Here is a 23,364-nt window from a genome sequence, read left to right as displayed (position 1 = left end):
TATATTAATGGGCTGTACTTATGATATAAAGCTGTAAGCTTTGGGTGCAAAAAAGTTTAATGGATGATAAAAAAATACTAAAGTTTTTAATTTCTTTTTTGATCATTACACAGGTGTTGACTTTTGTGTTTGAAATAGAACTTTTATACACAATTTCAAAAATCACCCTTTCTGTATCCATCCCTATTTTTTATTGTATTAGAACGGTGAAAATTAAAATATATCATCTATCTGTAATAATGTTATTTGCTATGGGAGATTTGATTGTTTTAACGAATTTCAAAAACACCATACGTTACGATATGATTATTCATATTGTGGGTTATGTGCTATTATTTTACTTCTTGTACTATAATCACAGGTCTTTTGAGTATAACAGTCGAGATGTTTTTACACTACTACTAGGTAGCTTGTTGTATACGGTGATTTTTGTTTTGACATATACTGTGCTCAAAACTCCAATGGGTGACATGAATATATTGGGCTTTTTGTTGTTGTTATTGTTATATGTGTTATTGATTGTGGCTGCAATGCATTATATCAATACACGATCAGAAAAGTCGCTTTGGTTTTTTTAGCGATTTTAAACTTTGCGTTTAGTGATTTTATGTTGTTGCTTAATGCTTTTTATGTGCAATCGTATGAGTTGCAAGTTTTGATGTTGTTGTGTACTCCAATGGCCTGGGTCTTTTTGGTGAGTTATATGGTTACTAAGCCTCTGAAGTTAAAAGCAGAAGAATTCGATGCGTATTAAAAAGAATTGATTTTTTGAAAACAGAAAAATTAGCATATCAGTTGTTTTACATCACTAGCTTTGCTTTTGTAGTAATTTCTGTTTTTGCGCAACATCTATCTGTTTTCTTTAAGCCTCCGGTAATTCTTACTTTGTGTTTTATTTACCTAATCAAGTCCCAGGATAAGAAGGTTTTGGTGCTATTAACAATGTTGATCATTTTGATTGCAGAGGTACTCACCATGAAGGATTTTATAGGCTATTTTAGACTGTTGAATGTATTACTCTCGATATATTATCTACTGAATATCATTTTGCTTTGGGAGAGTCTGCAAAAAATAAAGATCAAACTGAATAAAGTGTTTACCGTACAACTCCTTATCACAATGGGATTGATTACCTATGTCTTGTCTTCGGTGGCAGGGTTAATATTGCCAAGTGTTCGAGAAGATCGGATGTTTCTATTCGTTCTTATTTTGTTTTTTGCCTCCTTCGTTGGGATTTGTTACTATATCTATTTAAATAGTAAAACTGTCATTAGTTCTTCACTAATGGTGGCAGCTTCGTGTTTTTTGATTGTAAATATCATAACCGCCTTGTATAAGCTGTATGTGTTTCTAGAAGTCTTTGTAATTATTGCAAATTTATTGCAGGTGTTTGGGCAGTTTTTCCTCATCAAATTCTTTATAGAACAACAGGAATTAACACCAAATGGTGAAGATTTTTTTAAAAATTAGTATCGATTTAAATGCTCTAAGTATCTTTAGTTACCATTTGAGAGTCTTTGAAAAGTGCTAACATTACATATGCGTTATTTTATATTTCTTTTTTGACAGTTCTTGCGTTTGCTGTTTTTTTGGAAAAGAAATATCTTTTATATGTAAAACCTTTCGCTACAATTTCCTTGATTATACTGTATCTGGATCACGCGAAAACTAAAAATGTTTTTGTAATTATAAGTTTGTTGGTGATTATAGCGACCGACACATTTACCTACATTGATTTTGAAGGATATTTTGAAAGAATAGCTTCGTTGATAACAATTTTTTACTCTTTTTGCGTTTTGGCATTACGAGGGTATCTCTCAGAAGAAGAGGTGAACCCCGCAAAGTTGGTTTCTGTACCTGTGATTATTAGTGCTATTCTGATTTCATATCTCATATATACTATTACCGAGATGGTGTTCCCTAAAATAGAGGACTCGATAGTTTTTGTGGTAATGATTGTGATTAGTTTGGTAACGTTCTTTTTGATCTGTTTTTTTATTTATGTGGCCGATAGATTCGAAAAGTCAATATTTCTTTTTGTAGCTGGATGTTGTACGATGTTTGTCGATGCACTTTTGGCGGTAAACGAACTGTATTATTATACTACGGTTTTTACCGTATTAATCAACTTTGCAGAAATACTGGGGCTCTATTTTTTTATACGCTTTTTTATACAAGCAAAGCCCAAAGATATACAGTCTTTAACCAAAGAATACTTTTGAAGATGCTGATTTACAGGCTTTTTCTTTTTCTTAAGAAAGACTGGATGATTTTAAACTGTAAAATAGCTACATTTGTGGCTTCTTAATCTTTTGGATAAATGATTTTAAAGGGTCTTAAAAGGAATGCAATAAAGAAGAATATTGAATCTCATATCGAGAAAAGAAATTCTTCTTCGCCAAGTATTTCCAGTCTTAATACTCTCGCTATTCTTATCGATGCAACAGAGCCTGTAAATATAGTGGCTCTAGTTAAACTAGCTAATGAACTCGGGGTAAAATCTGAAAACTTAAAAGTAATTGGCTATAAAGAAGATAAAGATATTATCGACGAAAAAGGAGCATCATATTATAACGACAAAAGTTTTGGCATGAATGGTTTGATCAAAAACCAAATGTTACAAGACTTTATTCGTAAGGACTTTGATGTTTTGATTAGTTTTTATACCGAAGATAAGATAGAATTACAATATGTGGCTGCTGCTTCCAAGGCAAAACTAAAAGTGGGCTTTGCAGAAGTAGACCACAGAATAAATGATTTGATAATAGGATCGACTATGAACAATGCGAATCTTTTTATAGTCGAACTAAAAAAGTATTTAAAAATATTACAAGTAATATGAGTAGTTTTCTGAGAGGAACGGGTGTGGCCTTGGCAACACCATTTAATGCAGATGGTACGATAGATTTTGAAGGAGTTACAGCCTTGGTGAATTTTTGTATTGAAGGAGGTATAGATTACTTAGTGGTTTTGGGAACCACCGCAGAATCGGTAACTCTGTCCAAAGAAGAGAAAAAAGAGCTGGTAGCGCATATTGTTTCTGTAAATAATAAAAAGCTTCCTTTGGTTTTGGGGATAGGAGGGAACAATACAAAAGCTATTTTGGATGAAATAGGACAAACAGATCTGTCCAATTTTGCAGCAATACTCTCTGTAGTGCCTATGTATAATAAGCCTACTCAAGAAGGGATATACCAACATTATTTGGCAATCAATAATGCAAGTCCTGTCCCAGTATTGTTATATAATGTTCCTTCTCGCACAGGAACCAATATGACGGCAGAAACTACGCTGCGATTAGCGGAGTTGGATAAAATAGTTGGGATCAAAGAGGCAGTTGGTGATTTTACACAAGTGCTAAGCATATTAAAAGACAGACCAAAGGACTTTTTGGTGATATCGGGAGATGATACCCTGGCTTTACCTTTAGTTGCCGCTGGTGGTGATGGGGTAATTAGTGTTATCGGACAAGGTTTTCCTGAAGAATTTTCTAAAATGATACGTTTAGGGTTAGAAGGAAACACAGAACAAGCGTTTCAGATTTTGTATCAATTGTTACGAGTGATCGATTATGCTTTTGAAGAAGGAAACCCTGCTGGGATCAAAAACATTCTAAAAGTAAAAGGAGTGTGTAAAGATCATGTTCGTTTGCCTTTGGTTGCTGCTTCTTCGGCTTTAGAGGGTAAAATTGAAAATTTTATTGAGAATCTGTAGTGTATTGATATGGCTAAAAAAATAAAAGATCCTGGAATCGGAAGGTCTTCTAACCAAAATGCAAGGCGTTTCATCAATCCCGATGGTTCTTTTAATATTAAGCACATCAATCGACCAAATTCGGTTTCCGAAAGTTATGATTACCTAATCAATATTACCTGGACCAAGTTTTTTTTGTGGGTGTTGTTAGGGTATACGCTTATCAACATAGTTTTTGCTCTGATCTATACACTTTTAGGAATTTCAAGTATTACTGAGCCTTCAGGTAGTTTTTTTCGTGATTTTTTAAATGCTTTCTTTTTTTCAGCGCAAACGGTTACTACAGTAGGATATGGGGCTATGGCGCCCAAAGGGTTACTTTTTGGAATTATTTCTTCTTTTGAAGCCCTTGTTGGATTATTGAGTTTCTCTTTTGTAACTGGGTTGTTATATGGGCGATTTTCTAAACCAAGAGCTAATATTCAGTTTAGTAAAAATATGGTGCTCAGAAAACATAATGGTGAGGATTGTATTATGTTTAGACTAATGAGTCGTAGCGTAAATGTGATGATTAGACCCAGGATAGAAGCTACATTGTCGTTATCACTAAAAAACAAGGATGGCAAATTTGTTAACAGTTTTTATAATCTGAAATTAGAACGTAATTCAATTACCTATCTTCCTACGACCTGGACTGTGGTACATCCTATTAAAGACACCAGCCCTTTGTTTGAATTTGATAGCGATAAAATAAAAAAGCTAAATGGAGAGGTTCTGATTCTGGTGAGTTATTACGATGAATCGTTTTCTCAGGAGGTACATCAGGTGCATTCTTATGTGCTTAAAAATTTAAAAATGAGAGAACGATTTGTTCCTGCTTTTTACTACGATGACGATGGATATACGGTCTTGGATCATGATAAGTTGAACAAGACAATGCCTGCAAACGAGGACTAGTTTTTGAGATTTTCCTATTTCCTTATCATTTTCTGCAACAAAAGAAACAGCTTATAGTTATTAAATTGAGTATGCATTATAAGATGATTAGCTATCTGGGAGCTGTTTTTTGATAAGATCTATGAATCCCAGCAGAGCTAAGGGGGTATCGTGATGATTTGATTGTTTAAAGTTTTTGTAATACGGCAGAAATATCTATTTTTGCCAGATGTTTTTTTACCTATGAAAAGATTACTGTATTTATTAATTTTTATTTTATTCCTAGGCTCTTGTAGCGAGTATCAAAAGGTAGTAAGAGAAGATGATGTGGCTGCCAAGTATAAAATGGCTGAGGAGCTTTATAAAGAAGGGAGATACAAAAAGGCATTGCGACTTTTTGAGCAAATCGTTCCTCAATATCGAGGGAAACCTCAGGCAGAAAGAATAATGTATTATTATGCAGATACTTATTATCAGTTAGAAGATTATTATTTGTCGGGTTATCAATTCGATAGGTTTACAAAATCATATCCTAGAAGTGATAAAAAGGAAGAGGCTGCTTTTAAAGGAGCTCGTAGTTATTATTTTTTATCCCCTAGGTTTAGCTTGGATCAAGAGGAAACTACACAAGCCATTGAAAAGCTTCAAGCTTATATCAATGCATATCCGGAGAGCGAAAACTTGAAAGAAGCTAATGCAATGGTGGCAGAGCTTAGAGAGAAGAAGGAGAAGAAAGCATACGAAGTGGCAAAGCAATACCATCATAGAAGAGACTATAAAGTTGCTATTTCTGCATTTGATAACTATCTTGTGGATTACCCAGGATCGATTTTTAGAGAAAAGGTATTGTATTATAAATTAGAATCAGAGTATCTTTTGGCGATCGGAAGTTATGAGAGTTTAGTAAAAGAGCGTCTGGAAACGGCTCAAGGTTTTTATAGTAACTACAAAAAATACTATAAAGAAGGAGAGTATACCCAAAAAGCAGAAGAGATTGCTGAAGATATTAAAGTAAGATTAGAACAAATTAAATAGAAAATACGTAGAAGATGGATTTGAAAAAAGTAATGCGCCGGTAAATACGACTACTATAGATAAAAACTTAGTAGATCAACCTACAAATAATATTTACGAGGCGATTTCTATAATTTCTAAAAGAGCTACACAGATTAATACTGATATTAAAAAAGAGCTTTTAGAAAAGTTAGATGAATTTGCTACCTACAATGATAGTCTAGAAGAAATCTTTGAGAATAAGGAGCAAATTGAAGTGTCTAAATTCTATGAAAGATTACCTAAACCACATGCGTTAGCAGTACAAGAATGGTTAGAAGGTAGAATCTACCATAGAAATACAAAGACAGACTCAGAATCACTATAAGTCTATGTCAATTTTAAGCGGTAAAAAGGTTTTATTAGGAATTACCGCTGGTATTGCTGCTTACAAAACAGCTTCTTTGGTACGCTTATTTATCAAAGCAGGTGCAGAAGTGCAAGTGGTGATGACACCAGCGGCCAAGGATTTTGTAACTCCGCTTACCTTATCCACATTATCCAAAAATCCAGTTCATTCCTCTTTTTTTGATGAAGAAGATGAGAACGCAGTTTGGAATAATCATGTAGACTTAGGGCTGTGGGCTGATTTCATGATCGTAGCCCCGGCAACGGCTAATACGCTTTCAAAAATGGCTAGTGGAAATAGCGATAATTTGCTATTGGCTACCTATTTGTCGGCAAAATGTCCGGTGTACTTTGCACCAGCTATGGACTTGGATATGTACAAGCATCCATCTACTCACGAAACTTTTGATAAACTGATATCTTTTGGTAATGTTATGATCCCTGCAGAGGCAGGAGAACTAGCAAGTGGTTTGGTAGGACAGGGTAGAATGGCAGAGCCAGAACATATTATAGATTTCTTAGAAAAAGACCTGTTGAGTAAATTACCTTTGAAAGGAGAGAAAGTATTAATTACTGCTGGTCCAACGTACGAAGCCATAGACCCCGTTCGATTTATCGGAAATCACTCTAGTGGTAAAATGGGTATAGAGTTGGCGCTAGCTGCTGCCAATCTCGGGGCTCAGGTCGATTTAGTTTTAGGACCATCTTCCCTAAAAATAGATCATGGCTTGGTCAATGTCATTAATGTAGTAAGTGCAGAAGATATGTATCAGGCTGTGGCGTCGTTGTATGATGGTTGTACTATTGCTATAGCTTCAGCAGCGGTTGCAGATTATAGACCCAAACAAGTAGCTTCACAGAAAATTAAAAAGTCAGATTCCGAATTTTCAATAGCACTAGAACGCACCAAAGACATCCTAAAATGGATGGGTGAGCAGAAGAAGCATCAGTTTTTGGTTGGATTTGCATTAGAGACCGAAAACGAAGAAGAAAACGCGAAGAACAAACTGATCAAGAAAAATCTGGATTTGATTGTTTTGAACTCACTTAATGATAAAGGGGCAGGTTTTAAGGGAGCTACAAATAAAGTAACCTTGATCAATCATAAATTTGAAAGTAAAGCGTTTGAACTAAAAACGAAAGCTGAGGTTGCTAAAGATATTTTTGATGAAATTGATCAAATGAAGCGTGTGGCAGATTTGGCTACCAACGGATAGCGTTGTATAGCCATTCGTTATTTTTTAGGCGAGGGGAAAATGCATATAAATCGAATACTCAAAAATTTAAACTCAAAAAAATGAACAGAATCTTTCTTATTGTACTTCTTGTATTTGGATGTAATGTTTATGCTCAAGAGTTTAATGCAACGGTTGTGGTAAATGCAGAGCAAACCGGTAACCCTAATTTGCAGGTGTTTAAAACTTTGGAGCGGTCGTTGACTGAGTTTATTAATAATACCGTTTGGACCAACATAGATTACCGTACCGAGGAGCGAATTGATTGTAGTTTTTTTATCACCGTAGTTGGGTTTGATAATGATGCGTTTACAGCAACGCTACAAGTACAAGCTTCTAGACCTGTTTATGGTTCTAATTACAGTACAACTATTTTGAATGTAAATGACCGACAGTTCAATTTTAATTATTTAGAGTTTCAGCCTCTAAATTACAATCCCAATAATTTTGAATCGAATCTCATTTCCGTAGTATCATTTTATTTATATATGATTCTAGGAGTCGATGCAGATAGTTTTGCGCTCAATAGTGGTACCGATTTTTATCAAGAAGCCAAAAATATAGTAGGTAATGCACAAAGCAGTAATGCTTTGGGATGGAATCCTGCGGATGGACTACAGTCAAGATTTAGGTTTAATGATGATCTATTGTCTGGGACTTTTGATGGATATCGTGAAACGATGTACACCTACCACCGTGAAGGTTTGGATCAAATGCACAACAATATAAAACAAGGGAAGCAAACCATTCTAAAAGCGATGAAATCCCTGGAGAAATTGCATAGTGTTCGACCAAATTCCTTTATCATGAGAGTCTTTTTTGATTCAAAAGCCGGAGAAATTTCTAGTATACTTTCTGGAGGACCTTCTGTAAACATTGCGGAGACAGTAGGGATCTTGAATAAGATAGCACCAACCTACGCGGATAATTGGAAAGATATCAAATTTTAAAAAACTTCGGCTGTTGAAAAGCAGGTGAAAAAGTTTTATTTTTTCATTCGTAATCGCATATAATCTTCTGAAATCTATAGTATATTTACAAGCTAGAACGACTAAATATTTTATCCTTTGCTTGGAGCTCTTTCTATAAAAAATTTCGCATTAATAGAACAATTACAGGTTTCCTTTGATGCCGGGTTAATTACTATTACCGGAGAAACTGGGGCGGGTAAATCCCTCTTGTTGGGAGCCTTGGGGTTGTTGTTGGGTAAAAGAGCAGATTTAAATAGCGTAAAAGACAATTCTCAAAAATGTGTTATCGAGGGAGTTTTTAGGATTGCAAAATATGATCTCGAAACATTTTTTGATGAGCAGGAACTGGATTATGAAGAAGAGACCATCATTAGAAGAGAAATCCTTCCTTCGGGTAAATCCAGGGCTTTTATTAATGATACTCCGGTTACTTTGCAGGCACTATCGGCTTTGGGAGCCAGGTTGATCGATATTCATAGTCAACATCAAACTTTGGAGGTGACCACCAATGATTTTCAGTTCGAGGTACTAGATGCATTGGCTCAGGTAGATCGTGAGGTGAAATCTTATCAAAGAGGTTTGAGGCTATTGAAAGAAAAGCAAAAAGAAGTTGATCTTCTAATAGCCAGCAAAGATAGCTTTACCAAAGAATATGAGTATAATTCGTTTCTGCTAAAAGAATTGGATGAGGCCAAATTAAAGCCTGGTGAGTTGCAAGAGCTAGAAGAAATGCATGATCGCCTCAATAATATAGAGGAAATTCAGGAGCGACTTTCTGGTGCGATCGCAATTATAACTTCAGAAGAAGTTGGGGTTGGAGATCAGTTGAACACCATAAAAGCAAATCTCTCAAAAATAGCTTCATATTCTGGTCCTTTGAATGACTTGTCAGAAAGGATTCAGAGTTTGTATATAGAATTAGATGATGTTCAGGGATCCTTGCTTAATGAATTAGAAAAATTAGAAGCAGATCCAGAACAGCTTGAAAAAGCAAGCCAGCGATTGCAGTTACTTCATAACCTTCAGACAAAACATAATGTGTCAAGTGTTGAAGAATTGGTAATTATACAAGAAGAACTTCAGCAAAAAGTATCTCAAACAGAATCGCTTTCAGGAGATATTGAAGCACTTCAAAATGAAATTGACACCATAAAAGCTCAATTGGACGAAGTTGCCCATAAGATTCATGAAAAGAGAAATAAAGCTTTACCAGGATTAATTGAAGAGTTGGAAGAAATACTAAACGCTTTAGGTATGCCTAATGCAAGTTTTAAAACATCTTTGACATTACAGGATACGTATTTCTCTAACGGTAAAGAAAATCTAGAGTTTCTATTTTGTGCTAACAAAGGAGGAAGCTATGGAGAGCTTAAAAAAGTAGCTTCAGGAGGAGAGTTGTCTAGGATAATGCTGGCAATAAAAGCAATTCTTTCCAGGTATGCACAGCTACCTACGATCATTTTTGATGAGATAGATACGGGAGTATCCGGAGAGATTGCACATAAAATGGCAGATCTGATGTTGAATATGAGCAAGAATTTGCAAGTATTTAGTATTACACATTTACCTCAGATTGCGGCCAATGGACAAAGCCAGTACAAGGTATTTAAGCAGGATATCAATGATACAACGGTTACGCAACTCAAATTATTAAATCAAGAAGAACGAATTACTGAAATTGCTGAAATGATCGGAGGGAAGAGTATTTCGGAGTCCGCGCTATCGCATGCCAAATCTTTGCTGCTTAATTAAGCTAAAATTACACGGAAATAGTATCAGTTTGGGCTGTTTTGTTATCTTTACAGCTTGTATAACGATCTTTAATTTACAACTAATGTCACACAATTTATTAAAAGGCAAAAGAGGAATTATTTTTGGAGCACTTGATGAGAGTTCAATTGCTTGGAAAACAGCCGAAAAAGTTTTTGAACAAGGAGGGAGTTTTGTGCTAACTAATGCTCCGGTAGCTATGAGAATGGGAGCAATCAATACCCTTGCAGAGAAAACAAATGCTCAGGTAATACCTGCAGATGCTACATCTATTGAAGATCTTGAGAATCTTGTAGAAAAATCGATGGAGATTTTAGGCGGTAAGCTGGATTTTGTATTGCATTCTATAGGAATGTCTGTCAATGTTCGAAAAGGTCGTCATTATACAGATTTGAATTACAGTTTTAGTGAAAAAGGATGGGATGTGTCAGCATTATCTTTCCACAAAACCATGCAGACTTTGTATAAAAAGGATGCAATGAACGAGTGGGGGAGTATTGTGGCGTTAACCTATATGGCTGCGCAACGTGTGTTCCCTGATTATAATGATATGGCGGATAACAAAGCATATTTAGAATCTATAGGACGTAGTTTTGGATATTTCTTTGGAAGAGATAAAAAAGTACGCGTGAATACGATTTCACAATCTCCTACACCTACCACAGCAGGAAAAGGAGTAAAAGGTTTTGATGGCTTTATTGAGTATGCTGATAAAATGTCTCCACTTGGAAATGCAACTGCAGATGAATGTGCAGACTATACGATAACTTTGTTTTCGGATTTAACCAAAAAAGTTACACTACAAAACTTATATCACGATGGTGGATTCTCAAATATGGGAGTTAGTCAAATGGTGATGGATAAGTTTGTAGAAGAACAATAAATACTGATAAATAACGTAATAATAAAATCCCATTACCAGAGAGTAGATGGGATTTTTCTTTGATACATCTCGCTTTATGCAATTTGATTTTTCTTTTATTATACCGGTATATAATCGACCCAATGAGATTGATGAGCTTTTGGAAAGCATGTTGACCATGCAGTATTCCAAACCTTATGAAATCGTTATTGTAGAAGATGGTTCTTCGGATACGGCAGAGCAGGTAATAGAAGGATATCGTGATAAGTTAAAGATAAGCTATTATCAGAAAGAGAATACTGGACCTGGAGACTCTCGTAACTACGGAATGCGAAAAGCAAAAGGTAATTACTTTATCATTTTGGATAGCGATGTGCTAATGCCAGAGGATTACCTGGAAAAAGTGGATGCATTTTTATCAAAGAACTTTGTACATTGTTTTGGAGGACCAGACGATGCTCATCAAAGCTTTACAGATCTGCAAAAGGCCATAAGTTATAGTATGACTTCTTACCTGACTACAGGAGGAATTCGAGGACGAAAAAAAGTAGTAGGCAAATTTCAGCCGCGTAGTTTTAATATGGGGTTGTCTAAAGAAGCTTTTGAAGCTTCCAGGGGTTTTGGTAATATTCATCCGGGAGAAGACCCTGATTTAACGATACGACTTTGGAATTTGGGGTATGATACTGCTTTAATACCGGATGCAAAGGTGTTTCATAAACGAAGAATCTCCTGGAAAAAGTTTTACATACAGGTGAACAAATTTGGGCTTGTGCGCCCAATTCTTAATAAATGGCATCCTGAGACGGCAAAAATCACCTATTGGTTTCCTACTTTATTTCTGTGTTTTATTGGGTTCTCCTTGGTAACTGCGCTATTTGGATGGTGGTATTTCCTTGGATTGTTAGGACTGTATTTTGTGTTTATATTTTTTGGAGCTATTGCAGCTTACAAAAAACTTTCTATTGCATTGAAGGCGATTCTGGCAGTTTTGATACAATTTTATGGATACGGAAAAGGATTCCTGAAATCTTATTATTATATTCATCTACTCAATAGGGTTCCACAAAAGCAATTTAAGAAGTTGTTTTTTGAAAAGTAATAGCATATGTCAAACCGAAAAAAGAAGACTTTTTTATTCAAAAGAAGTAGTGTGAAAACTTTTCTGTTTTTTTTAGGTTTCACTTCTCTTTTATGGTTATTCATTCAATTTTCTAAAAATTATACAAAGGAAGTAGAAGTAGGTATTCGGTATACCAACTTGCCTGAGGGTAAGATCTTTAATGAAACCAGTGATCAAACCTTAAGAATGACTTTGAATGGTAATGGTTTCCGTTTGATCAATCATAATTGGCAAAAACCTATCCTGGAATTTAATGCAGAAGATGCTGTGTCCAAAAATGAAGATCATTTTTTGTTTTTTGTGGATAAAGAGTCTTCAATTTTGCAAAGTAAACTAGATTTTAAGGGGCGGGTATTGGCCATACAAAAAGATACACTTACTTTGAGACTGGATATCAACCTTGAGAAAAAGGTTCCTATAGCTATTCTTCAGGATATACAATATGCCAATGGGTATGGGAGTGATAAGGGATTAGTGATCACTCCGGATTCGGTAATGGTTAGTGGCCCTTCGGGGATGATAGACACCTTGCAACAGGTGCGAACTATACCATTAAGTTTAGAAGGACTTAATGTGGATTACGCTTCAGAATTAGAAATCGACACTCAGGTTTTGCCAACCAATATCAAGGTGTCTCCTGTTCAATTAAAAGCTGAGGTATTGGTAAGTAAATTTACAGAGGGAAGCCAAAGAATTCCTATTGTGCTTAACAATGTGCCTGAAGGGGTAAATATTAAAATCTTTCCCAAAGAAACATCAATCGTATATCGAGTTGGCCTGGATAAATACAATGAGATTACCGAAAGAGATTTTCGAGTAGTAGCTGATTATGCCAAAGCATCAGAAGAAAGTGTATTTCTAACTTTAGAATTGATGGATATTCCAGAGTCTATTCATGATGTGCGGCTTCAGGAAAAACAAGTGCAGTTTGTTGTTCTTAAACAAGAGAGTAATTAAGTATGAAAGTTGTTGGTCTTACCGGTGGTATTGGAAGTGGTAAATCCACAATTGCCAAGATGTTTGAGGACTTGGGAGTTGCAGTTTATATAGCGGATATCGAGGCTAAGAAACTGATGAATGAGGATCCCGCGGTAAAAAAAGAAATTACAGATTTGTTTGGTGAGGAGGCTTATCGGAATAATACCTTAAACAGACCTTTTATCGCCAATATTGTTTTTAATGATTCGACCCAGCTCGAGAAATTAAATGCTATCGTTCATCCTGCAGTAGCTGATCATTTCCACAAATGGAAAGACCGCCAAAACGGTAATTATGTAATCAAAGAAGCCGCTATCCTTTTCGAAAATGGCGGGTATAAACAGTGTCATCATACGATCCTTGTCGTGGCTCCATTAGAATTGAGAATTTCCAGAGTATTGAACCGAGATCAATCCACTAGAGATGAGGTTTTATCCAGAATAAAAAACCAGTGGGATGACGATCAAAAAATTCCTTTGGCCGATTTTGTTATACAGAACATCGATTTGCAAGATACCGAACAACAAGTCAATGAGATACACCAGAAAATATCTCGCTAACTACCTTGTAATCCTAATCCTTCATTTTGTTAACATTTGGTTAAACCCTAAAGTAGCTAAATGTTAAAGTCTTACTTTTGATCTATGAATAAAAGGTTATTCGTATTGCTGATAATCCTGATGAGTTTATCGTTGATTGGGATTATTTTTGTTCAGGGATATTGGATTAACAACACTGTAGAGAATAATGAAGAGCAGTTTTCTTTTAATGCAAAGCAAATTCTGATTTCGGTATCCAATGGGATACAATATCGAGAGTTTGAAGAAATGTTTTTTCCTTTACGAGAAATCATTCACAGCATAGAAGAGCCCGATAATAATACAATTCGTCAGCTGTTGAACCTTAGTATAGACAAAAGAACAAAGCCTTTTGAATATGCTAATGAAATTTTGGAAGAGGATGCAAAATTATTCTCTTCGTTCATTAATTTCAATATTGATACAGTTCGTTTAAAGAGTATTTTAAACCGAAATGTAGAAAACTCTTTACAAGAAACCCAGAGTAGTAATACAGAGCTTAGTGCAACGTCTAAGTTAGAAAGAAGGATAAAAGGGTTAACAGACCTGCAGAGAAAGGACTATGAAATTTTAATAGGAGAAATTGCGAGTTTTATTCCTATTCATAGAAGGGTAAAGAAAAAGGAAATTGAATATTTATTAAAAAAAGAGCTTGAAGAAAGAGATATAAAGGTAGGTTTTGAATATGCGATTTACAGCCGTTCTCTTGCTACCAAAGTACGTTCTGAAGATTTTAATTTGGATCACCCTGCAACTTACGCTATTGCACTATTTGCAGATGATCAAGGAGCTAGCGAATATCAGTTATTAGTTAATTTTACTGGTAAAAAACAATATGTGCTTTCCACTATTAAAGGAATGGCCATACTTTCTATCATTTTTACGCTGATTATTGTAATTGCTTATTCGAGTGCATTGTCGCAGTTGATGCAACAACGACAGATCTCCCAAATTAAAACCGATTTTATTAATAATATGACGCATGAGCTAAAAACTCCTATCGCTACCATCAACCTTGCTCTGGATGCTATCAAGAATCCTAAAATTTCGGGAGATAAAGAAAAGTTGCAACGGTATATGATGATGATAAGAGAAGAAAATAAGCGAATGCATGCCCAGGTCGAAAATGTTTTGAGGATTTCTCAATTAGAGAAAAATGAGCTTAACATCAAAAAAGACAGACAGGAATTACATGATATTATTGAAGATGCAGTGACACATGTCTCTTTGATTGTTGAAAATAGACAAGGGTATATCAAAACACATTTAGGAGCTTTAAAAACAACTATTTTGGCAAATGACAGTCATATGACCAATGTAGTTGTGAACGTTCTGGATAATGCTATTAAATATTCAGAAAGTGAACCCAAAATAGATATATATACTGAGAATGTAAAAAATAGTATTGTTCTTAAAATTCGTGACCATGGAATTGGTATGAGCAAAGTGGCGCAGAAAAAGATTTTTGAAAAGTTCTTTAGAGAGCATACAGGAGATCTGCATAACGTAAAAGGACACGGATTAGGACTAACATATGTGAAACGAATTATAGACGATCATCATGGTCAGATATGGGTAGAGAGTGAAAGGGGAAAAGGCTCTACATTTATAATTAAATTACCGTTAATATCATAAAATATGGAAACAGAAAACAAAAAGATTTTGCTTGTAGAGGATGATCCGAACTTTGGAACGGTTCTAAAGGATTATCTAGTAATGAATGATTATGATGTTGTGCATGCTAAAAATGGTATGGAAGGCTTCGAAAAGTTCAAAAAAGATGATTATGACATGTGTATCTTAGATGTCATGATGCCTTATAAAGATGGATTTACTTTGGCAAAAGAAATCCGTGATAAAAATGAAGAAATACCTATTATCTTCTTGACTGCAAAAGCAATGAAAGAAGATGTACTAAAAGGGTATAAGGTAGGTGCAGATGATTACCTAAATAAACCTTTTGATAGCGAGGTGTTATTAATGAAAATACAAGCTATTATGCAACGTAAGAGTACAGAGTCGGTTGCTGATAGCAAACAATTCGAATTCAAAATAGGAGGTTTTCATCTGAATTCAAAACTAAGATTCTTGACATATAAAGAAGAAGATCCTATAAAATTATCTCCAAAAGAAAATGAATTGCTTCGTCTTTTGGCACTACATCTTAATGACTTAATGCCAAGAGAACTTGCGTTAACTAAGATTTGGAGAGATGATAACTACTTCACCTCGAGAAGTATGGACGTATACATCGCTAAACTAAGAAAGTATCTAAAGAAAGATGAGAATGTTGAAATATTAAACATTCATGGAGAAGGGTTTAGATTAGTCGTAAGAGGCGAAGAAGTATAGAGAGCATATAACGGTACTATTTTATAAGGCATCATAATTATTTTATGGTGCTTTTTTCTTTTATATAAGTCACTACTTCTATTACATCTCCACTATACGGGAACCATTTGATTTCTGGGTCCTTTCTGAACCAGGTAAGTTGTCTTTTTGCGAAACGACGGGTATTCTTTTTGATTTCTGAAATGGCAAAATCTAATTCCCATTCCCCATCAAAATGGGTAAATAGTTCTTTATATCCTACAGTATTAAGTGCATTCAAATTTTTGTGTGGGAGTAAGGATTTAACTTCGTTAATTAATCCTTGCTCGACCATGACATTGACACGTTGATTGATACGATCATAAATAACTTCTCTATCTGCTGTAATCCCCACTTTTATAATCGAAAAAGGTCTGTTTTTTTGGTAGCCGTAGTAAAAGAAGAATAAGGCTGACCACTACTAATACAGATCTCTAATGCTCTCATTACTCTATGAGTATTTTGTTTGTCTACTTTGGAGTAATACTCGGGATCCAAAGCTTTTAGCTGAGCTTGAAGGTGTTCTATGCCTTTGGTTTCATAAGTGATATGTAATTCTTCTCGAATTTTGGGGTCAACTTCTGGAAATGTATCTAGTCCTTTGGTGATTGCATCAACATACAGTCCTGATCCTCCGACAAGAATGACAAAATCATTTTTTTGAAATAACCTATCTATTGTGTCTAGGGCTTCTTTTTCAAAATCTCCTACACTGTAGGGCTCTGTAATACTTTTGTGTTGTATAAAATGATGAGGTGCCTGGGCTAATTCTTCTTTTGATGGAGCCGCAGTACCAATATACATTTCCTTAAAAAACTGCCTGCTATCTGCAGAAACAATTTCGCAATCCAAATGATTGGCTAGCGCAATACTAAGACTGGTTTTTCCAATCGCGGTAGGTCCTATAACAACAATCAGGTTTTTACTCATTTCAGTAGATCTTCACCGCATTTATGACAAAACTTGGCATCATCTCTATGGTTACTTTCGTTACAGTTATTGCAGGATTGTGTGTTGAGATGAACTTTTTTGGTTTGGTGCGTATATTCTGCACTCACAATACCTGTTGGTACGGCAATGATACCATAACCCATGATCATTATGATAGCTGCCAAAAATTGGCCTAAAGGCGTAACCGGTGCAATATCTCCGTATCCTACCGTAGTAAGCGTAACGATACACCAATACACACTTATAGGAATGCTTTTGAAACCACTTTCTTCACCCTCTACGATATACATAACCGTTCCCATGATGATACATAATACCAAAACGGCGAATAGAAATACCAATATTTTGGCACGACTATCTTTGATCGCTTTTACTAATTTGTTGGATTCTCCAATGTACCTAGAGATTTTTAAAATCCTAAATATTCTTAATAACCGTAAGGCACGAACAGTAAGTAATGCACTGGATCCTGCAAAGAAAAAGGATAGGTATAATGGAATGGTAGATAAAAGATCTATGATGCCATAAAAACTAAAAATATACGAGGTGGGTTTCTTGATCGAAATAATCCGAGCGATATATTCAAAAGTAAAAAATATAGTAATGACCCATTCCGCGTAGTACAGGAACTCATAAATATCAATAGGAAGTCCTTTTACACTCTCCAGCATTACGAATACAATACTCAATACAATAAGGATTAATAAGGTAACATCAAATACCTTACCCATAGGAGTATCTGCTTCATAAATTATCTCATGTAATTTGTTTTTCCAGGTGTTATGATCTGCGTCTTTTGTCAAACTAAAATGTTTTACTTAAAATACAAACTTTAAGATTGTGTCTTCGGAAAAGGTACAATCTTTAATTTTTTATGCTGGCGAATGTAACTCTGAATAATATGTTGCGCATCTCTATTATGCTGCATAGGGGTAATGATCGTACGTAGTATTTCGATATTGTTGATTTGATGATTCAAATTGAAGTATCCAAACCCTTTAAATTTGCCATCTTCAACCAAAATAACTCCTTGTTCGTCAACATCTCGACCCCGATCAATGATGATCATATTCTGAGCTTCAAACGAGTTTTTATGAATTAATTTCTTCACTCGTTCATTGTACTCGTCCTTACTTTCGCTGCCAATACAAGCTCCTTCGCATTGTTTTATTGTATAATTAAAACAATTGCCTTTCCCATTAACCAGTCCCATTAATCGTTGGCAGAGGTTAAATTCTTCTGTCCAACGATGCATATAGCTTTTGGCCTGTTGTCTATTGGTAAAAGTGGTAATGCTCTTTTGTCGACCATTGGCTTTGCTTACTTTTAGATTGATGTATCCATCTTCGTCGACGAATTGATATAAGGCCTGGTCAAATTTTGTTTTTCGTAAGGCCCGGTTGTATTTTGGCTTGTTTACTTTTATCTCTTCACTTTCTTTTAGCAAGGCAAGTAATTCGCTACCTGTAATTTCATACGATACCGATACTACTTCTTCTTGTATACGTCTGGACTTTCTATTGTCATTTGTGAAATGTTGGTTGAGACGCTTTTTGATGTTCTTACTTTTGCCAATGTAAATGATATCTCCATTTTCATTATGCATATAATACACCCCCGTAGCAATGGGGGCTTGCTCAATCAATCGGAGTAATTTATCATCGATCTGACGCTTGGGGTCAGCTCGTACAGTATCGGTAATTATGCTTTTTTCAGAATCTTTAGTGAGGAGTAACTTAAAAAGCTTTACCGTTGCAAGGGCGTCACCATTTGCACGATGCCTATCTGATAAGGGAATACCTAGTCCTCTTACCAATTTCCCTAGGCTGTATGATTTTTGATCTGGAATCAGTTTTTTTGAAAGCTCTACTGTGCATAAAGAATGTCTTTCAAAGTCAAACCCTAGTCTTGAGAATTCAGTTCGTAGTATTCGGTAGTCAAAGCTTGCGTTATGAGCAACTACCACACAATCTTCTGTAATTTCTACGATTCTTTTGGCTACCTCATAAAACTTAGGCGCATTGCGAAGCATATCATTGTTAATACCAGTAAGATTTGCAACAAAGGGCTGTATAGGACGTTCTGGATTAACTAGACTTATAAACTGATCAACAACCTGTAAACCATCAAATTTGTAAATAGCAATTTCAGTAATACCTTCTTCATTATATTTTCCTCCTGTTGTTTCTATATCTAAAATTGCATACATAGTTTACTGTATAGGCATTTGTTTTACTGTTAAGATGTTTTGTGCTTTGAGTTTTCCTTTGTATTACTACCTAAAAGTAGTTTTGAAAATACTAAATTAACCCTTTTATTGATAGATCAAAATTAAAAGGGAGTATTGCTATTATACCTTTTGATATTAATGGTAATTTCTTGCACCAAAGATTGAACTTCCAATTCTTACCATGGTACTACCAGAGGCAATAGCGATTGCGTGATCTGCACTCATTCCAATAGATAGTGTTGTCAAGTTTGGATATTCCGGTTGTAATTGGTCAAAAAGACGCTTGATACCTCCGAATTCTGATTTTATTTGCTGTTCGTTATTGGTGAAAGTAGCCATTCCCATCAATCCTTTAATTTGTACATGAGTTAAGGATTTTACTTCTTCAGAGGCTAACAGAGCAATGGCATCTTCACTACTAAGACCAAATTTGCTGTCTTCTTCTGCAATTTTGATTTGGATAAGACAGGAGATTATTCTATCATGTTTTTTTGCCTGTTTGTCAATTTCCTTGAGTAACTTCAAACTATCTACGGCATGAATCAAATCCACAAACTCTGCCATATACTTTACCTTATTCGTTTGTACATGACCGATCATATGCCATTGAATATCTTTTGGCATTTGTTCCCATTTTTCGGTCATTTCCTGAATTTTATTTTCTCCAAAAACACGTTGCCCTGCATTATAGGCCTGCATTAATTCTTCAACGGGTTTGGTTTTTGAAACCGCAACAAGGGTGACTTCTTCCGGGATTTCTGTTCGAATTCGTTCGAGATTATGTTGGATATCGCTCATAGGCTGCAAATATATCTAAAATCGACGAGGTAAAAGGTGCCATCCTTGCACTTAGAAGTGTGTTGGATATCAAAATTCGTAGATGGTAATACCGCTTCTCAATTTGGGTTCGATATAGGTGCTTTTTGGAGGCATTTTTAGCCCTTCATCAGCTATTTTTTTCATCTGCGAGACCGAGGCAGGGAATAAAACAAAACCTACTTGAAATTCTTGATTGTCAATTCTACTTTTTACAGGAATAATATCGTTTTTACCGTGAGAATATTCAATTCTAGTATCAGTACGTAAATCTTCGATTCCAAGAATCGGTTTCAAAACGGTTTTATACAATATTTGAGCATCTAATTCTTCTAGTGCGTTATCGAACTGATAGCTGGTTTTTCTAAGGTAAAGCGAATAGAATTCTCCATCCAGATACATGCTAAAATGATGAGGTTTGGAAGGTTTGTAAGCTTCTATTCCTCTGTTCTCTATACGAAACCATTCGTCTAGCTTGATTAAAAACTCTTCTTTGGTCAATCCATTAAGATCTTTGATCAACCGATTGAACTCGTATATCCTCAGGTCGGACTCCGGAATCAAGTAACTCATAAAAAAGTTATAAGGCTCTTCTCCAGAATGATCGGGATTGTTGGCTTTGAGGTCTTGAGCAAGCAGGTGAGAAGATGCAGAACGATGATGACCGTCTGCAATATAAATAGTATCAATAGAAGCAAAAGCATCTTTTAGGACTTCTATGGATTTGGAATCTTCGACCTTCCAGAGATAGTGTGTGTCTCTATAAGTGGTTGTAAATTCGAACTCTGCTCTTTCCTGAATTTTTTTTGAAATCACATCTGATATCACATCATTGTCAGGGTAGGTAAGGAGTACAGGCTCGGCATTAAACCCTACTGTTTTTAGATACTCCTTAAACGTGTTTTCTCTATGTTGAAGCGTATCTTCATGTATTTTGATGACATTATTTTCGTAATCAGTAGTACTGGCAGCTGCCACAATACCAGAAAAAGATTCTTGTTCCCGATTTACAATTTTATAGACATAATAAGATGGTGTCTCATCCTGAACAAAAATTTCATCTTCTTTGAATTCCAGATATCTATTCCGAACCAGTTTGTAGCGTTCTTCTCCAGAGATTTCTTTTTGATATTTATATCCCGGATTAACAATATGAAGAAAAGAGTAAGGGTTGTATTCCATTCTTGAATCTCGTTGAAATGCGGTATAACTTTCATAAGATCTTGAAGCCACAAGACTTACTTTGTCTCTGGTTGGGCGAATTGCTTTAAACGGGTGGATTTTTGCCATTTCTTGATTTCGTATAACTTGGTATTCTTCGAGTTATTGAAGTATGTTTAATAATAAACACATTTTCAATATTAAATAAAAAAGTTGGACCTAGTGCAGATCCAACTTGTAAATATATAATTTCTGTATTCTGAAAGCTAGTCTTTATGCAAATTGCTTGGCAACTTTTTCTGCTTTTCTACTTTCCGAATAATCGTAAAATCCTTCTCCGCTTTTTACACCTAATTTACCAGCCATTACCATGTTAACCAATAGTGGGCAAGGCGCATACTTTGGGTTTTTGAAGCCTTCGTACATTACGTTAAGGATAGAAAGGCATACATCAAGACCAATAAAATCAGCTAATTGTAAGGGACCCATTGGGTGCGCCATTCCTAATTTCATTACCGTATCGATTTCAGTTACTCCGGCAACTCCATTGTATAACGTTTCGATAGATTCGTTGATCATTGGCATCAGGATTCTATTGGCTACAAATCCAGGGTAGTCATTTACCTCTACTGGGATTTTACCTAACTGCTTAGATACTTCCATGATGGTTTGTGTCACCTCGTCAGAAGTGTTATATCCTCTAATGATTTCTACCAATTTCATGATAGGTACAGGATTCATAAAATGCATCCCAATCACCATTTCTGGGCGATTAGTAACCGCTGCGATTTGTGTAATCGAGATAGAAGAAGTGTTGGTTGCCAAAATCGTGTCATCAGGACAAGCGTCGCTCAAATCTTTGAAAATCTTAAGTTTTAGATCTACGTTTTCAGTAGCGGCCTCTACTACCAATCCTGCGTATTCTACACCTTCTTTTATGTTGGTATAAGTAGAGATATTTCCTAAAGTAGCTTCTTTATCAGCTTCGGTGATTTTCTCTTTAGCGATCATACGATCCAAATTTTTGGTGATCGTTGCCAAACCTCTATCCAAAGCTTGTTGTGAGATGTCAATAAGTTGTACTTTAAAACCTTTTTGTGCAAAAGTATGTGCAATACCGTTGCCCATAGTTCCTGCACCAATTACTGCTATGTTTTTCATGTGTTTAGTCTATTTTTTATGACCATATAGAACTTGCCAAATTTCATTTTCGATGGTTTGTCAAAAACGTTGTTATGGCTTGTTTCATATGAGTTATTTGAGTGTATTGAAAGTTTAATTGTTTAGTGTTTGAAGCAATCGATAATTTTTAAAGCGACTTCCAAAGCTTTTTTACCTTGCTCTAGCGATACGATAGGAGTAGTGTCATTATTAATGGCATCTGCAAAAGTATCTAGCTCATCAAGGATTGCATTGTTTGATGGTATCGATGGGTTGTCAAAATAAATTTGCTTTCGCACTCCTTCGGCATTCTGCAAAATCATAGCAAAATCATCAGGTTGCTCGGGCGCGTCTTTCATTTTTACGACCTCACATTTCTTTTCAAAGAAATCAACAGAGATGTAGGCGTCCTTTTGGAAGAACCTTGATTTACGCATGTTTTTTAATGAAATACGGCTGGCAGTCAGATTAGCAACACAACCATTTTCAAACTCGATTCTGGCGTTGGCAATATCAGGAGTCTCACTGATCACAGATACTCCGCTTGCACTGATCTGTTTAACTTCAGAATGTACCACGCTCAAAATAGCATCGATATCATGAATCATCAAGTCCAGTACAACAGGTACATCAGTTCCTCTTGGGTTGAACTCAGCTAATCGATGCGCTTCAATAAACATGGGATTATCGATCTTTTGAGCTACAGCAGTATATGCAGGATTAAATCGTTCTACATGTCCTACTTGTCCTTTGACATTGTTTTGATTGGCCAGTCGTATCAATTCTTCTGCTTCTGCAACGGTATTGGTAATAGGCTTTTCAATAAAAACATGTTTGCCAGCCTCGATGGCTTGTTTGGCAACGTCAAAATGAGCAAAAGTAGGAGTGACTATATCCACTACATCAACGGCTTCAATTAATTCCTCGATAGAATTAAAAAGATGATATCCGAATTCTTTAGCAATTGCATTGGCTTGTGAAGAACTGGTATCGTAAAAACCAGTAAGTTCATAATTCTCGGATTGTTCAAGAAGACGTAAATGGATTTTACCAAGGTGTCCCGCACCGAGTACTCCGGCTTTGAGCATATTTCAATATTTTACACAAAAATAGTATTATTTATAAATT

24 protein-coding genes and 1 pseudogene are annotated in these 23,364 nt (G+C 35.5%); 18 read left to right on the top strand and 7 right to left on the bottom strand.

All coding sequences use genetic code 11. The features are described 5' to 3' along the window. The first annotated feature begins 59 nt into the window (after positions 1–59). From AC0L3Q_RS16690 to AC0L3Q_RS16605, 18 genes are all read left to right on the top strand, one after another. On the top strand, positions 60–578 hold the full coding sequence (locus tag AC0L3Q_RS16690) for a hypothetical protein (protein ID WP_473281177.1): 519 nt from the start codon (positions 60–62) through the stop codon (positions 576–578). Continuing rightward, complete coding sequence (locus tag AC0L3Q_RS16685) at positions 566–754, top strand: hypothetical protein (RefSeq protein ID WP_473281175.1); 189 nt, start codon at positions 566–568, stop codon at positions 752–754. The genes AC0L3Q_RS16690 and AC0L3Q_RS16685 overlap by 13 nt, the downstream gene beginning before the upstream one ends. A 14-nt stretch (positions 755–768) precedes the next feature. Further along, positions 769–1,470, top strand: coding sequence for a hypothetical protein (locus AC0L3Q_RS16680; protein ID WP_473281173.1), 702 nt, complete (start codon positions 769–771; stop codon positions 1,468–1,470). Positions 1,471–1,562: 92 nt separating this feature from the next. Then, positions 1,563–2,222, top strand: a complete 660-nt coding sequence (locus AC0L3Q_RS16675) for a hypothetical protein (RefSeq protein ID WP_473281171.1) — start codon at positions 1,563–1,565, stop codon at positions 2,220–2,222. A gap of 98 nt (positions 2,223–2,320) precedes the next feature. Then, positions 2,321–2,842, top strand: a complete 522-nt coding sequence (locus AC0L3Q_RS16670) for a DUF6913 domain-containing protein (RefSeq protein ID WP_473281169.1) — start codon at positions 2,321–2,323, stop codon at positions 2,840–2,842. Next, positions 2,839–3,714 carry a 4-hydroxy-tetrahydrodipicolinate synthase gene (gene dapA / locus AC0L3Q_RS16665; RefSeq protein ID WP_473281167.1) on the top strand — a complete coding sequence of 292 codons (876 nt, stop codon included), beginning with the start codon at positions 2,839–2,841 and terminating at the stop codon, positions 3,712–3,714. The genes AC0L3Q_RS16670 and dapA overlap by 4 nt, the downstream gene beginning before the upstream one ends. Positions 3,715–3,723: 9 nt before the next feature. Then, a complete protein-coding gene (locus AC0L3Q_RS16660; RefSeq protein ID WP_073316262.1) occupies positions 3,724–4,650 on the top strand; it encodes an ion channel in 927 nt (308 codons plus the stop codon). A gap of 222 nt (positions 4,651–4,872) precedes the next feature. Next, entirely contained in the window at positions 4,873–5,664 is a 792-nt protein-coding gene (locus AC0L3Q_RS16655; protein ID WP_473281165.1) for an outer membrane protein assembly factor BamD, read from the top strand. A 55-nt stretch (positions 5,665–5,719) separates the two neighbouring features. After that, positions 5,720–6,010: a DNA-directed RNA polymerase subunit omega gene (locus tag AC0L3Q_RS16650; RefSeq protein ID WP_473286955.1), complete on the top strand. Its 291-nt coding sequence runs from the start codon at positions 5,720–5,722 to the stop codon at positions 6,008–6,010. A gap of 4 nt (positions 6,011–6,014) precedes the next feature. Further along, the gene (coaBC, locus tag AC0L3Q_RS16645; protein WP_473281163.1) at positions 6,015–7,247 is read left to right on the top strand and encodes a bifunctional phosphopantothenoylcysteine decarboxylase/phosphopantothenate--cysteine ligase CoaBC; all 1,233 of its coding nucleotides are present in this window, start codon (positions 6,015–6,017) and stop codon (positions 7,245–7,247) included. An 80-nt stretch (positions 7,248–7,327) separates the two neighbouring features. Further along, positions 7,328–8,215: a type IX secretion system protein PorD gene (gene porD / locus AC0L3Q_RS16640; protein ID WP_473281161.1), complete on the top strand. Its 888-nt coding sequence runs from the start codon at positions 7,328–7,330 to the stop codon at positions 8,213–8,215. 117 nt (positions 8,216–8,332) lie between these two features. Next, entirely contained in the window at positions 8,333–9,988 is a 1,656-nt protein-coding gene (gene recN, locus AC0L3Q_RS16635; RefSeq protein ID WP_473281159.1) for a DNA repair protein RecN, read from the top strand. 82 nt (positions 9,989–10,070) lie between these two features. Next, complete coding sequence (locus AC0L3Q_RS16630; protein ID WP_473281157.1) at positions 10,071–10,889, top strand: enoyl-ACP reductase FabI; 819 nt, start codon at positions 10,071–10,073, stop codon at positions 10,887–10,889. A gap of 76 nt (positions 10,890–10,965) precedes the next feature. Continuing rightward, positions 10,966–11,970 carry a glycosyltransferase family 2 protein gene (locus AC0L3Q_RS16625; protein WP_473281155.1) on the top strand — a complete coding sequence of 335 codons (1,005 nt, stop codon included), beginning with the start codon at positions 10,966–10,968 and terminating at the stop codon, positions 11,968–11,970. A gap of 6 nt (positions 11,971–11,976) precedes the next feature. Continuing rightward, positions 11,977–12,948 carry a CdaR family protein gene (locus AC0L3Q_RS16620; RefSeq protein ID WP_473281153.1) on the top strand — a complete coding sequence of 324 codons (972 nt, stop codon included), beginning with the start codon at positions 11,977–11,979 and terminating at the stop codon, positions 12,946–12,948. 2 nt (positions 12,949–12,950) lie between these two features. Beyond that, positions 12,951–13,529, top strand: a complete 579-nt coding sequence (gene coaE, locus AC0L3Q_RS16615; protein WP_473281151.1) for a dephospho-CoA kinase — start codon at positions 12,951–12,953, stop codon at positions 13,527–13,529. Between the two features lie 84 nt (positions 13,530–13,613). Beyond that, positions 13,614–15,182 (top strand): sensor histidine kinase, encoded by a 1,569-nt coding sequence (locus AC0L3Q_RS16610; protein ID WP_473281149.1) that lies wholly within the window; start codon positions 13,614–13,616, stop codon positions 15,180–15,182. Between the two features lie 3 nt (positions 15,183–15,185). Beyond that, positions 15,186–15,899, top strand: coding sequence for a response regulator transcription factor (locus AC0L3Q_RS16605; RefSeq protein WP_073316271.1), 714 nt, complete (start codon positions 15,186–15,188; stop codon positions 15,897–15,899). Positions 15,900–15,936: 37 nt separating this feature from the next. On the opposite strand, the pseudogene miaA reads toward AC0L3Q_RS16605, so the two are convergent. From miaA to AC0L3Q_RS16570, 7 genes and pseudogenes are all read right to left on the bottom strand, one after another. Beyond that, a pseudogene (miaA, locus tag AC0L3Q_RS16600) lies at positions 15,937–16,847 on the bottom strand (tRNA (adenosine(37)-N6)-dimethylallyltransferase MiaA). Then, positions 16,844–17,599, bottom strand: a complete 756-nt coding sequence (locus AC0L3Q_RS16595) for an ion transporter (protein WP_084549539.1) — start codon at positions 17,597–17,599, stop codon at positions 16,844–16,846. The pseudogene miaA and the gene AC0L3Q_RS16595 overlap by 4 nt, the downstream one beginning before the upstream one ends. 101 nt (positions 17,600–17,700) lie before the next feature. Further along, positions 17,701–19,077 carry an exonuclease domain-containing protein gene (locus AC0L3Q_RS16590; protein WP_473281147.1) on the bottom strand — a complete coding sequence of 459 codons (1,377 nt, stop codon included), beginning with the start codon at positions 19,075–19,077 and terminating at the stop codon, positions 17,701–17,703. A 156-nt stretch (positions 19,078–19,233) separates the two neighbouring features. Then, entirely contained in the window at positions 19,234–19,896 is a 663-nt protein-coding gene (locus AC0L3Q_RS16585) for a YggS family pyridoxal phosphate-dependent enzyme (protein ID WP_473281145.1), read from the bottom strand. 69 nt (positions 19,897–19,965) lie between these two features. Further along, a complete protein-coding gene (locus AC0L3Q_RS16580; RefSeq protein WP_473281143.1) occupies positions 19,966–21,204 on the bottom strand; it encodes a DUF1015 domain-containing protein in 1,239 nt (412 codons plus the stop codon). A 144-nt stretch (positions 21,205–21,348) separates the two neighbouring features. Further along, on the bottom strand, positions 21,349–22,236 hold the full coding sequence (locus tag AC0L3Q_RS16575) for a 3-hydroxybutyryl-CoA dehydrogenase (RefSeq protein WP_473281141.1): 888 nt from the start codon (positions 22,234–22,236) through the stop codon (positions 21,349–21,351). Between the two features lie 122 nt (positions 22,237–22,358). Further along, on the bottom strand, positions 22,359–23,324 hold the full coding sequence (locus AC0L3Q_RS16570; protein WP_473281139.1) for a Gfo/Idh/MocA family protein: 966 nt from the start codon (positions 23,322–23,324) through the stop codon (positions 22,359–22,361). Positions 23,325–23,364 lie beyond the last annotated feature (40 nt).

It is taken from the genome of Aquimarina sp. KJ22-3 (genome assembly GCF_055808215.1).
The sequence above is the reverse complement of the archived record's forward strand: the minus strand, read 5'-3'. Positions and strand labels throughout refer to the sequence as shown.

What these genes read in the sequence shown, in the direction of transcription:
- coaE (WP_473281151.1), top strand. Translation starts at nt 12,951, where the DNA reads ATGAAAGTTGTTGGTCTTACCGGTGGTATTGGAAGTGGTAAATCCACA.
- dapA (WP_473281167.1), top strand. Translation starts at nt 2,839, where the DNA reads ATGAGTAGTTTTCTGAGAGGAACGGGTGTGGCCTTGGCAACACCATTT.
- AC0L3Q_RS16660 (WP_073316262.1), top strand. Translation starts at nt 3,724, where the DNA reads ATGGCTAAAAAAATAAAAGATCCTGGAATCGGAAGGTCTTCTAACCAA.
- AC0L3Q_RS16670 (WP_473281169.1), top strand. Translation starts at nt 2,321, where the DNA reads ATGATTTTAAAGGGTCTTAAAAGGAATGCAATAAAGAAGAATATTGAA.
- AC0L3Q_RS16610 (WP_473281149.1), top strand. Translation starts at nt 13,614, where the DNA reads ATGAATAAAAGGTTATTCGTATTGCTGATAATCCTGATGAGTTTATCG.
- AC0L3Q_RS16630 (WP_473281157.1), top strand. Translation starts at nt 10,071, where the DNA reads ATGTCACACAATTTATTAAAAGGCAAAAGAGGAATTATTTTTGGAGCA.
- AC0L3Q_RS16690 (WP_473281177.1), top strand. Translation starts at nt 60, where the DNA reads ATGGATGATAAAAAAATACTAAAGTTTTTAATTTCTTTTTTGATCATT.
- AC0L3Q_RS16625 (WP_473281155.1), top strand. Translation starts at nt 10,966, where the DNA reads ATGCAATTTGATTTTTCTTTTATTATACCGGTATATAATCGACCCAAT.
- coaBC (WP_473281163.1), top strand. Translation starts at nt 6,015, where the DNA reads ATGTCAATTTTAAGCGGTAAAAAGGTTTTATTAGGAATTACCGCTGGT.
- AC0L3Q_RS16590 (WP_473281147.1), bottom strand. Translation starts at nt 19,077, where the DNA reads ATGTATGCAATTTTAGATATAGAAACAACAGGAGGAAAATATAATGAA.
- porD (WP_473281161.1), top strand. Translation starts at nt 7,328, where the DNA reads ATGAACAGAATCTTTCTTATTGTACTTCTTGTATTTGGATGTAATGTT.
- AC0L3Q_RS16595 (WP_084549539.1), bottom strand. Translation starts at nt 17,599, where the DNA reads ATGGGTAAGGTATTTGATGTTACCTTATTAATCCTTATTGTATTGAGT.
- AC0L3Q_RS16620 (WP_473281153.1), top strand. Translation starts at nt 11,977, where the DNA reads ATGTCAAACCGAAAAAAGAAGACTTTTTTATTCAAAAGAAGTAGTGTG.
- AC0L3Q_RS16580 (WP_473281143.1), bottom strand. Translation starts at nt 21,204, where the DNA reads ATGGCAAAAATCCACCCGTTTAAAGCAATTCGCCCAACCAGAGACAAA.
- AC0L3Q_RS16585 (WP_473281145.1), bottom strand. Translation starts at nt 19,896, where the DNA reads ATGAGCGATATCCAACATAATCTCGAACGAATTCGAACAGAAATCCCG.
- AC0L3Q_RS16655 (WP_473281165.1), top strand. Translation starts at nt 4,873, where the DNA reads ATGAAAAGATTACTGTATTTATTAATTTTTATTTTATTCCTAGGCTCT.
- AC0L3Q_RS16570 (WP_473281139.1), bottom strand. Translation starts at nt 23,324, where the DNA reads ATGCTCAAAGCCGGAGTACTCGGTGCGGGACACCTTGGTAAAATCCAT.
- AC0L3Q_RS16575 (WP_473281141.1), bottom strand. Translation starts at nt 22,236, where the DNA reads ATGAAAAACATAGCAGTAATTGGTGCAGGAACTATGGGCAACGGTATT.
- AC0L3Q_RS16605 (WP_073316271.1), top strand. Translation starts at nt 15,186, where the DNA reads ATGGAAACAGAAAACAAAAAGATTTTGCTTGTAGAGGATGATCCGAAC.